Source organism: Clostridium sp. BNL1100 (assembly GCF_000244875.1).
Lineage (GTDB): Bacteria > Bacillota > Clostridia > Acetivibrionales > DSM-1351 > Ruminiclostridium.
Window position 1 is genome coordinate 392517 of record NC_016791.1, and the last position, 12820, is coordinate 405336.

Here is a 12820-nt window from a genome sequence, read left to right on the forward strand (position 1 = left end):
AAAAGTTTTAAATATATCCGGGAGATAACACTCCCGGATATATAATAATCAGAACATGGAGGTTATATGGCTAGTAAGACTTTAAGGCCCAAGGGTCGTATTATAGCAGCCTACTTAGCTCCCGGTTTGTTAATATATTGTTTCATAGTAATAATCCCGTTGGTAATTTCACTGATATATAGTTTTTATAATTACAGCGGTGGTGCTAGTATGAAATTCATCGGGCTAAAGAATTATCAATACCTTATAAAAGACATGGATTTCTGGAATTCATTCAAAAATAACCTGGTGATTATCTTATTATCAATGGTGGGACAGGTAGGAATCGCTTTAGTAATAACAGCACTAATGATTTCAAAGTTGTTAAAGTTCAAGGCAATACACAGGAATATCATTTTTCTTCCGGTAGTAGTATCTGCAATAGTAGTAGGCTTTCTTTGGACTATTATGTATAACAAGGATTACGGCTTATTAAATTTTGTATTGAAGTCAGTTGGGTTAGGATCTCTGATACGGCCATGGCTTGATAATCCTAAATATGTAATGTTTTCTGTAAGTATTCCAATAATATGGCAGTATATAGGTTTTTACCTTGTAATATTTTTGTCGGCTGTCCAGGGTATATCACCAGATATATACGAAAGTGCAGACCTTGACGGAGCAGTGGGTATAAAAAGATCAGTATACATTACAATACCTTTGTTGAAGGACACCCTGAAAGTTGCGGTAATGCTGTGTATAGCCGGAAATATGAAGATTTTTGACCACATATATGTAATGACCGGCGGAGGACCGGGAACCAGCTCAATGGTAATGGCTCAGTATGCATATATAAACTCGTTTATAATGTTTAAACTGGGATACGGCAGTGCAATTTCTATTGGAATACTGGTACTCAGCCTTACACTTATTCTCCTTAGCAGAAAACTATGGGGAGGTAAAGATAATGAAGCATAAAATAATTACATTGATTTCAAAAATAATTGCAAACCTGTTTATGATTATGTTTTCAATTACGTGTATCTTCCCGCTGGTATGGATGCTGTATTCTTCCTTGAAAACACAGCAGGAATTCAGCCTTGATATAATCTCACTACCAAAGGTCCTGCACTTTGACAATTTTATTGCAGCAATTAAAGTAGGAAAAATGCATATGTTCTTTGGAAACAGCCTTTTTAACAGTGTCATGTCTGTAATATTGATAATCATCATAGGCTTTATAATAGCATACTTTTTATCCAGATATAATTTTAAGTTAAGAAATGCAGTATATGTTTTGTTTTTATTTGGAATGCTGGTGCCTGTCCATAGTTTGTTGATACCGCTGTTTATACAATTCAAGGTGTTGCATCTTCTTGACCAACGTTTTACCCTTATTTTCCCGTATGTTGCTTTTGGACTTCCAATGGCTGTATTTCTTTTTGAAAGCTTCATAAAATCTACACCTGTTGAGATTGAGGAAGCAGCATATCTGGACGGAGGCAGTACTTCAACTATAATTTTTAGAATTATCATGCCCGTGTGCAGACCGGTAATTTCAACAATATTAATACTTTCATTCTTAAATTCTTGGAATGAGTTCCCATTTGCACTTATTCTATTAAGAAAGCAAAGTTTGAAAACTATTCCGATAGGCCTGTCAAATTTCAACGGACAATATACGGTAAATTACCCTCAATTGATGGCAGCGATGGTTATTGCGGTTCTTCCTGTTATTATTATTTATCTTTTGTTTTCCAAAAGGGTTATTGAAGGTATGACAGCTGGCTCGGTTAAAGGTTGACATAAGATAGGAATGTTGCTGTGTTTTTGAGTGAAATAAGCTAATAATCATAAGTTTAAACAAGAATAATTTTACAAGGGCGGTGTCTGGTTTGGAAAGAGGAATATATTTTGACGGTTGGTATAAAAATAATCATTGTTATCACCCAAGCTTACCCATCAGAAGTATGCAGATGGTAGAGGACTTGGAAAAATATCATGGTACACTGCTTGTCTGGTCTGCACTGGGAGGCGGCTCCATATCTCTTCCGTATTTGGAGCATGAAGCGTTTGGAGAGGTAGACCCAAGGCTTCGATTTTACGGATATATGAATGACTCTGAGTTTATTGCGGAATGTAATAAGCGTGGAATAAAGGTTTTTGGTATAGTATTTGAGGTACAGGGTTGGGAGTTTCCTGCAATATTCAGCGGCGACAAAAAGCAGTTTAAGGAGCTTAATGTAATAAAGGATGGTAAACCTCATGACTGGTACGGTTTGAGGGAGTTTTCCAATGACAAGTACTATGAAGTGTTTGGAAAAAAATTCTCAGATTATTTCCCAAATGGTTTGTTCAACAGCGACGGAGAACCTGTAACTAATATATGGGAGGAATGCTGTGCAAGGGATTTCAAGGGTGTTCCCTGTCATGCGGAATGGGTTGAGGTAAAAAATCATGAGCATATAGCATACTCAATGTGCAGAAATAATCCGGTATGGAGAGAATACCTTAAACAAATAATTAAAATACAGATAGATGCGGGTGTTGCAGGAATTCAACTGGATGAATGCGAGCTTCCGATGACTTCCATAAGGTACGGAGGCTGCTTCTGCAAGGATTGTATGAAACAGTTTAATGCATACCTCAAGGAGCTGGATGCAAAGGGGCAACGTCCTGAAGAGTTGAAGGATGTTGATTTGGATAGCTTTAACTACGGTGAATATCTCAAGGAGAGAAATGTAATTTATCCCGGAAATGTAGGAGAACTTCCCTTGTTTAAGTATTACTGGGAGTACCAGCTGCGAGCAATAAAAAAACATTTTAATGAGCTTGCGGATTATGCAAAGGGATACGGAAAGCAAATTGGCAAGGATATACTGGTATCGGGAAACTTTTTTGATATCATGCCTTCATACTATCCATTGGAACCAAGGGCTGACGTAATAATAACCGAAATGAAACAAAGTATCCTAAAACAGTCCCACTGGTATAGATATGTGGCAGGCTTCGCAGGGGACAAGCCAGTAATTGTGGCGGAAAATCCTTATGGAAGTGCGGTTTATGAGTTGGTTGACCTGCTTAATGAAGGAAAGGGCTATGACCTGTACAGGCTGCTGTTGATAGAGGCTTCAGCATATGGCTGCAATATGTCGGTTCCCTATGGTGCATGGATGGGAAATACAGTCAAGGATGCTTTCTGGCCTCCCCAAAATGTAACATGTGAGGTACAGGATTTTCTTGTAAACAACGAAAGATTGTTCAGTAAGAAATCTGGAGCCAATGTGCTCGTTCTGTACAGTTTTGCCAGCAACTACTGGTCCGAAGCTATTGCAGGATACTCCAGCAGTGTTTTGGACGGTGAGGAGGAGGGAACTCTTTCCTACAGTGTAATTGACCCTGATGATCCAAATGGTGTAAGAATGCCTTTCTGGGAAGTGAGCAGAAGTTTGTCCAAAAAGCAGGTAGGCTTTGACGTAAAGTTTATTGCAGATGGAGAGCTAAGGGAAGATGAATTTTGTGCAAAAGATATTGAAAATTACGATTTGGTTATTCTTCCTGACTGCAGCATATTAACTGAGAATCAGGCTGATGTCATAAAAACATATGCAAAACAGAGTGGCAGAGTCTTGATATTCGGTCGGGCAGCAAAAAACCTGCCGGAATGGATTGAGGATATGAAAAAAATAGACAGTGTTACTTATTGTTTGAATGACAATTATAAGCCTACAGCTCTCAAGCAATTTGATAAAGCGTTGGAGAGTGCCTACAAGGATTTATGGAAGGTCACTTTGGATAATGAAACAATCGGAGTGCAGACCCATTCCATTGATAATGGAATGGCAATACACCTTATAAATTACGACTATTCCAAACAGGATGATTCCGTAAAACCTTTGGCTGAATTAAACTTAAAGATACATTTAACAGGTAGTAAATATAGCACTATTAAAATCCATACTCTAAATGGCAGTAAGGTAAAATTCGAAAACAGTATGGATGGAGATATTCTGCACATTAAAATCTTTGATTTGCCTTTGTATGCAGTTGTGGAAGTTAATAAATAATTAATTATATAAAACAATACAACGCCGCTTAAACCAGCTTTATCTGAGCTTCGGTTTGAAGAGGGTCTGTTTGAGAAAAGGGATGAATAATTTATGTTGAGTAAGCAGGAATTCCGTGAGGTTGTAGAGGGTACCCTGGCTTTTTTTGAAAAGGCATCAATAGTTCTGACGGATGATGAGAAGAAGCGTATCGAGGTTGCTGATTTCGGACTGAATGATTTAAAACAGACGGGGCTTCAATTAATAACCTTTGTTAATACTGACAGAGTTTGTGCAAAGGAAATGGTTCTTTTCCCACACCAGACATGTCCTGAGCACAGGCATCCAGACAGGAATGGCAATCCCGGAAAAGAGGAGACTTTCAGATGCAGAAGTGGAAGGGTTTACCTTTACGTTGCAGGTGAAAAGTCTAAAGAAATTCATTGTAAAGTGCCCACAGGCAGTGAAGAGTACTACACCGTTTGGCATGAAATAATATTGAATCCTGGAGAGCAGTATACTCTTTATCCAAACACTCTTCACTGGTTCCAGGCAGGTGACGAAGGTGCAATCATATCTGAGTTTTCTACAAATTCAGATGACTTATCAGATATTTTTACGGATGATAGGATAAAAAGAATCCCTGAAGTAGATAAATAGTCCTTATATAATAAGATGACAGGAAAAGCCCCGGAAGACTCTTTTTAAAGAAAGAGTTTCCCGGGGCATTTTGTGTTAAAATTAGACTTGAATACCTCTAAGGTATTTATAGATAAAGTGTTTAACAAGTTTAGATAAGGGTATATAATATTAGAGTATTATTCTAAATGGATAAGTAAATGATAAACTTGAAATTATATGAAAGGACGGTAAAAAAATAAATGATAGAAATAAAGAAGAATATATACTGGTGCGGAATAAGAGACTGGGGACTAAGTGTTTTTCATGGACATGAACTTTCAACCCACAGGGGATCTTCATATAATTCATATATTATAAGAGATAAAAAGACAGTACTTATTGATACTGTGTGGGACCCATATAAGGAACAATTCGTAGAGGACTTGGACAAGAGTGTAGGACTGTCAAATATAGATGCAATTGTTATTAACCACGTTGAGCCGGACCATGGCGGAAGCCTCGGACTTTTGATGAGCAAAATCCCGAATACTCCTATTTACTGTACAAAAAACGGTTCAGAAATTATTAAAAAATACTTTGAAAAAGATTGGAATTTTAACATAGTAAAAACTGGAGATACTCTGGACTTGGGAGAATATAAGCTGAATTTTGTTGACATGCAGATGATTCACTGGCCTGACAGTATGCTTGAGTATGTTGAAGGTGCGAAATTGGTTATATCCAACGATGCTTTTGGTCAGCACTATTGCGGAACTGATATGTTTAATGATCAGGTTGATACCTGTGAACTTTATCAGGAAGCAATAAAGTACTATGCAAATATTCTTACTCCTTTCAGACCTCTTATAAAGAAAAAGATAGAGCAGATATCTTCTTTAAATCTTGATATAGACATGATTGCACCCAGTCATGGGGTTATTTGGAGAGATAATCCATCCCAGATTATCAAGAAGTATGATGAGTGGGCTGACCTCAACTACAACGAAGGCTATGCAGCAATTATTTACGATACAATGTACCATACCACCAGAGCTATGGCTGAAGCAATAGGACGGGGTTTTGAAGAAGAAGGAGTAAGCTACAGGATAATCAATGCTGCTACAAGAGACAAGAGTGACCTGAATGTTGAGATTTTTAAGGCAAATGCCGTTCTCATAGGAAGCTGCACGGTTAACAATACTGTTACAAGACCAATAGCAGCTTTGTTAGAGGAAATTAAGTCCTTAAAAATTAAGAATAAGCTTGCTGCGGGATTCGGAGCATATGGATGGAGCGGTGAGGCACACAAGAAGATAAGCAAGGATCTTGGAGATGCCGGCTTGACCATTTGTGCCGAACCACTGGGCTTTAGATACAAAATGTCCGGGCCTGAAGTTGAGCAGTGTGTCGAAATGGGACGCAACATTGCCAGACAGCTTAAAGCAAAATAATATTATTAAGTAGATTTTTCGTGTTTTTTTTAACAAAATGCTACTTACAATTATCATAAATATGTTATAATAAATGCTGGTATTTTGAATATTTATCTTCGAATACCAGCTTTTGTTTTGCTTCTCTGTATGTAGAAACAGAAGTACATAATATCGAGGCAATAGCCTCAAACTCAATAAAGCTATGAATAAAATTTCAAATAGTTATGCGAAGGGGGAAGTCAAATGAATTACTCACATGAAGTTGAAAATATGTGTGTTGTAAAGAAGGGGCCACATCATGGTCCTGCTCCAATTCCTGAAGAAGGTAAGTGGGTAAAAGCTAAAGAAATCAGCGACATATCAGGTTTGTCACATGGTATTGGTTGGTGTGCACCTCAGCAGGGATGCTGTAAGCTCACATTGAACGTTAAAGAAGGTAAAGTTGAAGAAGCTCTTGTTGAAACACTTGGTTGCTCAGGTATGACTCACTCAGCAGCTATGGCTGCTGAAATTCTTCAAGGGAAAACTATTCTTGAATGCTTAAATACTGACTTGGTTTGCGACGCTATAAACGTTGCTATGAGAGAAATATTCAAGCAGTTGGCATATGGTAGAACACAGTCTGCTTTCTCAGAAGGCGGTCTTCCAATCGGTGCAGGACTTGAAGACCTTGGTAAAGGTTTACGTTCACAGGTTGGAACAATATTTGCTACTAATGCTAAGGGTGTTAGATACCTTGAAATGGCTGAAGGTTACATATTAAACATAGGTCTTGATGCTGATGACGAAGTTATCGGTTACAAGTTCGTATCACTCGGAAAGATGCTTGATGCAATAAAGAAGGGTGTAGATCCTAAGGAAGCTTATGAAAAGAATATAGGCACATACGGCAGATTTGATGAAGCAGTTAAAGTAATAGATCCTAGACACGAATAATTAAAGAGAGAGGTGAATACTGTGGTTAGATTTGAAGGTTATGAAAGAAGAATAGCTCAAATAGAAAAATGTTTAGCTGAGTATGGCTTTAAGAGCCTTGAAGAAGTAAAGGACTTCTGTACTTCAAAAGGAATAGATGTGGACTCAATCGTTAGAGGTATACAGCCAATCGCATTTGAAAATGCAGTATGGGCATACACTCTCGGTTGTGGTGTTGCACTTAAGAAGGGTATAACAAACGCTTCTCAAGCTGCTGAAGCAATCGGTATCGGATTACAGGCTTTCTGTATCCCGGGTTCAGTTGCAGAATCAAGAAAAGTTGGTTTAGGCCACGGAAATCTTGCTGCAATGCTTCTTAAAGAAGAAACCAAATGCTTCTGCTTCCTGGCAGGACACGAATCCTTTGCAGCTGCTGAAGGAGCTATTGGTATAGCTAAAACAGCTAACAAGGTTAGAAAAGAACCACTTCAGGTTATATTGAATGGTCTTGGTAAGGATGCAGCATTTATTATTTCAAGAATTAACGGATTTACATATGTTGAAACTGATTACGATTTTTCAACAAATACTCTTAACGTTGTTAGAACAAAAGCTTATTCAAACGGCGACAAGGCTAAGGTTAGAGTCTATGGTGCAAATGACGTTCTTGAAGGCGTAGCTATTATGATGCATGAGAATGTTGACGTTTCCATCACTGGTAACTCAACTAACCCAACAAGATTCCAGCACTTAGTTGCAGGTACATACAAGAAGTGGGCAAATGAAAATGGTAAGACATACTTCTCAGTTGCTTCAGGTGGAGGAACAGGAAGAACATTGCATCCTGACAATATGGCTGCGGGACCTGCTTCATACGGCTTAACAGATTCAATGGGTAGAATGCATGGAGACGCTCAGTTTGCCGGATCATCTTCAGTTCCTGCTCACGTTGAAATGATGGGTCTTATCGGCGCAGGTAACAACCCAATGGTTGGTATGACCGTTGCAGTAGCGGTTGCAATTGAAGAATCTGCAAAATAATTTTTTTATAAATTAAGAATTTAAAGCTAGTATAAAAGGAGCTGTCGCAATAGTTTTTAAATATTGCACGGCTCCTTTTTTGCAATTATTTCAATTTAGCCAAAAGAATATTATATATTCAGATAGGCATTATAATATTATCAGAAAGCGTTTTAAAGATCACTTTTTTCATTTTTTTGAAAAATAGTATTGAACAAGGTAAAAATTCGTATTATACTAAAATTAAAGTCAAAGAAAGTCAAAATCAATTTAAATAGAGGTGATGTTGTGGCAAGTTTAAGTGATTTGATTGAGGCTTTTATAAAGCAAATGATGGCAGACACAAACGGGTCAATTGAACTGCAACGTAATGAGCTTGCAAACCAGTTCAATTGCGTCCCGTCTCAGATTAACTATGTAATATCAACCAGATTTACCGTAGACAGAGGCTACTATGTTGAAAGCCGAAGGGGCGGTGGAGGACATGTAAAAATAAAACGTGTTAATGTCAATATACCGGGAAATTACCTGATGCATATTATATCCTCCATGGGCTCAAGTATCTCTCAGCAATCGGCAGAAGTGTTTATTAACAATTTTGTAGATTATGAGGTTATAAGCGAAAGAGAAGGATTTTTGATGAAAGCCGCTGTGAGTGATAAGATTCTTGGCGGGTTGCCAATGCCAGACAGAGATATTATCAGAGCATCACTGCTTAAAAATATGATTATGAGCTTACTGGTTTAAGAATATAGTTTAAGGGTATTGTTTTTTTAGGAGGTAATTTTTATGCTTTGCCAGAATTGTCAGCAGAGAACTGCAAATGTACATTTTACACAGATTAAAAATAACACAAAGTTGGATATCTATCTTTGTGAAGAATGTGCACGGGAAATGAGCCATCAGGACTTTGTTTCTCCTTTCGGTTTTAACGACTTGATTAGCGGATTATTTGGGGCACAACTGAAACAAGAACCTACTGTAAAGCTTAAATGCAAGAACTGCGGGATGGAGTATGATGAATTTCTGAAAACATCAAGGCTAGGCTGTACCCAGTGCTATAAGGCCTTTGCAGATAAACTGGATCCCATAGTAAAAAGACTTCACGGAAACGGGGAACATCATGGAAAGGTTCCGGCAAGGGTAAGCAGCAATGTGAATATTAACAATGAAATAGATAAACTAAAACAACTTTTAAATGAAGCTATTAAAGCTGAGAAATATGAAGAAGCCGCAAAAATCCGAGATAGGATAAAAAGTCTGGAGGTGGGAGAATGAGTAAAATACCTGCAGAAAAAGGCCCTGAATTTGACATTGCAGTTTCAAGCAGAGTAAGGCTGGCAAGAAATTTTGCTGATATCCCGTTTTCAGCAAAAATGAATACAAAGCATCAAGCTGATTTAATTAAAAGAATTCAGGAAATAATGTCAGGGTTTACTGTTTATGGTAAGCTAATGTTTGCGGACATGAGTACTTTACATCCTGTAGACAGAATTTCACTGATGGAAAGACACCTTATCAGTCCAGAACTGGCTGACAGCAAGGAAAACAGCGGAGCATTCATAAATGAGAATGAAAACGTAAGCATAATGGTAAATGAAGAGGATCACTTACGGGTTCAGTCTATTTTTCCGGGAATACAGCTTGAAAAGGCATACAAGGTATGCGACGAAATTGACTCCCTTATAGCTGGAAAAGCAGACTATGCCTTTGATGATAAATATGGATACCTTACAAGCTGTCCTACAAATATCGGTACTGGGATGAGGGCATCAGTAATGCTTCACCTGCCTGCATTGGTTATGACAGGATACATGAAATCCATATTGGAAAGTTGCAATAAGGTTGGTGTAACTGTTCGAGGAATATACGGGGAGAACAGTGAAGCGGTGGGAGATATGTTTCAGGTATCAAACCAGGTGACACTGGGCAGAAAGGAAGAAGAAACAATTGCCAGTATTGATGGTATATGCAAGCAGATAATTGACAGAGAAAAGATACTAAGACTTCAGTTGTATAAGAAAAACATTTATAGATTTGAGGACAGGATATTCAGGTCTTATGGAATTCTTCAAAATGCGAGAATTCTTTCGTCCCAAGAATCTTTCAAACTCCTTTCTGATGTAAGACTTGGAGTAAGTATGGGAATAATTAATGATATAGATTTAGTGACACTGAATGAAGCTATGGTGTTGTCACAGCCTGCAACACTGCAAAAAATGTCAGGTAAACCCCTTGAACAGGACGAAAGAGATATAAAGAGGGCTGAACTTATCAGAATGAAAATTACAAAATAAGTATACGAGAGGTGATAAAGATGTATCAACGTTTTACAGAAAAGGCAGAGAGGGCAATAGGATTTTCCCAGCAGGCTGCTGTAGATTTGGGACATAATTATGTCGGTACTGAACATATACTCTTGGGACTTGTAAAAGAAGGAACAGGTGTTGCAGCCAGAGTACTTCAGGGTCAAGGGATAACCGAGGAGAAAATTCTAAAGGAGATCGAAGAACTTATTGGTAAAGGAGATGCTGAAGGTACACAGCCTGTTGGGTTTACTCCCAGAACCAAAAGAGTGCTTGAGCTTGCTTTTAAAGAGGCAAGAAGGATGGGACAGGGATACATTGGAACAGAACATCTTCTTCTTGGGATTATGAAAGAGGGAGAAAGTGTTGCAGTCAGAATTATGATGGATTTGGGAGTCGATCCCCAAAAGCTTCTTAATGAACTTGTGAAAATTCTTACGGAAGAATCCCCCGGTTCCAACGGTTCTGCAAAGAGCAGCAATTCAAACTCAAATACTCCGACCCTGAACCAGTTTGGTAGGGATTTGACAGATATGGCAAGGGACGGAAAAGTTGACCCTGTTATAGGACGTGACAAGGAAATAGAGAGAGTTATTCAGATTCTTAGCCGAAGAACCAAAAACAACCCATGTCTCATAGGTGAACCGGGTGTTGGTAAGACTGCTATTGCAGAAGGTCTGGCTCAAAAAATTGTTGAAGGCAATATTCCTGAGATTTTAAGCGACAAGAGAGTTGTTACCCTTGATTTGTCCTCAATGGTTGCAGGCGCAAAGTACAGGGGAGAATTTGAAGACAGACTTAAAAAGGCAATGGAAGAAATCAGAAAGACTACAAACGTAATATTGTTCATAGATGAGCTGCATACTATTGTAGGTGCCGGAGCAGCCGAAGGTGCCATAGATGCCTCAAACATACTCAAACCATCTCTTGCAAGAGGTGAAATTCAGGTTATCGGTGCTACAACCTTAAATGAGTACAGAAAACACATAGAAAAGGACGCAGCTCTGGAAAGAAGATTTCAGCCTATAACCGTAGGCGAGCCTTCGAAGGAAGAGGCTGTTGAAATATTAAAGGGTGTTCGTGATAAATACGAGGCGCACCATAGAGTAAAGATAACCGATGATGCTCTTGAAGCCGCAGTTAAGCTTGGGGACAGATATATAACAGACAGATTCCTGCCGGACAAGGCTATTGACTTGATTGACGAGGCAGCTTCGAGAATAAGGCTCAAAACCTTTACTGCTCCACCTGATTTAAAGGAAATGGAGGAGAGGGTTGAAAAGCTTAGTAAAGAAAAAGAAGATGCCATCAGATGTCAGGAATTTGAAAAAGCAGCAAGAATAAGAGATGATGAACAAAAGCTTAAAAATGAGCTTGATAAAATAAGGGATCAATGGCACCAGAAGAATCAAACAAAAACAGATACTGTTACAGAAGACGAGATAGCTGATATAGTTGCCAGCTGGACAGGAATACCTGTAAAGCGGTTGGCTGAGGAAGAATCCGAGAGACTACTAAAAATGGAGGAAACTCTTCATAAGCGAGTAATCGGCCAGGATGAGGCTGTTAAATCCATATCAAAGGCAATCAGAAGAGGGCGTGTTGGACTGAAAGATCCGAAACGACCGGTTGGCTCATTTATATTTATGGGTCCTACGGGAGTTGGTAAGACTGAACTTTGCAAAGCATTGGCAGAAGCAATGTTTGGCGATGAAAAGTCAATGATTCGTGTTGATATGTCCGAGTTTATGGAAAAGCACAGTGTATCAAAACTGGTTGGTTCACCTCCGGGCTACGTTGGTTATGACGAAGGCGGACAGCTTACTGAAAGGGTCAGAAGAAAGCCGTACTCAGTACTTCTGTTTGATGAAATAGAAAAGGCACATCCTGATATTTTCAATATACTGTTGCAGATACTGGAAGACGGCAGACTTACTGATTCACAGGGACGTGTGGTAGATTTCAGAAATACCATCATAATCATGACCTCAAATGTGGGGGCAAGAACTATTACTGAGCCTAAGAGACTTGGATTTTCAGCTTCAAACGATGAGAGCGCAAAGAATTATGAGGATATGAAGAACAATGTAATGGGAGAACTCAAAAAGATGTTCAGGCCGGAGTTCCTTAATAGAATTGACGATATAATTGTTTTCCACCCGTTGAGCAAGGAAAACATAAAAGAAATTGTACGTCTCATGCTGGATGTTCTTGTAAACAGGCTAAAGGCTAATGAAATAACAATGGAAGTAAGTGAAGAGGCTATGGACTATCTGGCGCAAAAGGGATTTGACCCTGTGTTTGGAGCAAGACCCTTAAGACGTGCAATACAAAGCATGGTTGAGGATAAGCTTGCGGAAGACATGCTGGAAGGCAAGGTAAAGGCCGGAGACAGCATCAGAATAGACTTTGACGGAGAAAACATTGTTGTTAATAAAAAGTAAGGAAAAACTGTTATTTCCGATTAATTAAAAAACGAATATGAGAATATAAAACCTCT

General features: G+C 38.6%; 11 protein-coding genes. All 11 read left to right on the top strand.

What is annotated here, in order from left to right:
• Positions 1-66: 66 nt before the first annotated feature.
• The 11 genes from CLO1100_RS01705 to CLO1100_RS01755 all read left to right on the top strand — a co-directional run bounded on the left by CLO1100_RS01705 (position 67) and on the right by CLO1100_RS01755 (position 12764).
• Complete coding sequence (locus CLO1100_RS01705) at positions 67-957, top strand: sugar ABC transporter permease (RefSeq protein WP_014312036.1); 891 nt, start codon at positions 67-69, stop codon at positions 955-957.
• The gene (locus tag CLO1100_RS01710) at positions 947-1783 is read left to right on the top strand and encodes a carbohydrate ABC transporter permease (protein WP_014312037.1); all 837 of its coding nucleotides are present in this window, start codon (positions 947-949) and stop codon (positions 1781-1783) included. The genes CLO1100_RS01705 and CLO1100_RS01710 overlap by 11 nt, the downstream gene beginning before the upstream one ends.
• Before the next feature lie 82 nt (positions 1784-1865).
• The gene (locus tag CLO1100_RS01715; RefSeq protein ID WP_242836657.1) at positions 1866-4046 is read left to right on the top strand and encodes a hypothetical protein; all 2181 of its coding nucleotides are present in this window, start codon (positions 1866-1868) and stop codon (positions 4044-4046) included.
• 93 nt (positions 4047-4139) lie between these two features.
• Complete coding sequence (locus tag CLO1100_RS01720; protein WP_014312039.1) at positions 4140-4685, top strand: D-lyxose/D-mannose family sugar isomerase; 546 nt, start codon at positions 4140-4142, stop codon at positions 4683-4685.
• A gap of 221 nt (positions 4686-4906) precedes the next feature.
• A complete protein-coding gene (locus tag CLO1100_RS01725; protein ID WP_014312040.1) occupies positions 4907-6097 on the top strand; it encodes a flavodoxin domain-containing protein in 1191 nt (396 codons plus the stop codon).
• A 225-nt stretch (positions 6098-6322) separates the two neighbouring features.
• The gene (locus CLO1100_RS01730) at positions 6323-7015 is read left to right on the top strand and encodes a nitrogen-fixing protein NifU (protein ID WP_014312041.1); all 693 of its coding nucleotides are present in this window, start codon (positions 6323-6325) and stop codon (positions 7013-7015) included.
• A 21-nt stretch (positions 7016-7036) separates the two neighbouring features.
• The gene (locus tag CLO1100_RS01735) at positions 7037-8035 is read left to right on the top strand and encodes a GGGtGRT protein (RefSeq protein WP_014312042.1); all 999 of its coding nucleotides are present in this window, start codon (positions 7037-7039) and stop codon (positions 8033-8035) included.
• Between the two features lie 267 nt (positions 8036-8302).
• Positions 8303-8761 carry a CtsR family transcriptional regulator gene (locus CLO1100_RS01740; protein ID WP_014312043.1) on the top strand — a complete coding sequence of 153 codons (459 nt, stop codon included), beginning with the start codon at positions 8303-8305 and terminating at the stop codon, positions 8759-8761.
• A 42-nt stretch (positions 8762-8803) separates the two neighbouring features.
• Positions 8804-9292, top strand: coding sequence for a UvrB/UvrC motif-containing protein (locus tag CLO1100_RS01745; RefSeq protein ID WP_014312044.1), 489 nt, complete (start codon positions 8804-8806; stop codon positions 9290-9292).
• Positions 9289-10311 (top strand): protein arginine kinase, encoded by a 1023-nt coding sequence (locus tag CLO1100_RS01750; protein WP_014312045.1) that lies wholly within the window; start codon positions 9289-9291, stop codon positions 10309-10311. The genes CLO1100_RS01745 and CLO1100_RS01750 overlap by 4 nt, the downstream gene beginning before the upstream one ends.
• Before the next feature lie 20 nt (positions 10312-10331).
• The gene (locus CLO1100_RS01755; RefSeq protein WP_014312046.1) at positions 10332-12764 is read left to right on the top strand and encodes an ATP-dependent Clp protease ATP-binding subunit; all 2433 of its coding nucleotides are present in this window, start codon (positions 10332-10334) and stop codon (positions 12762-12764) included.
• Positions 12765-12820 lie beyond the last annotated feature (56 nt).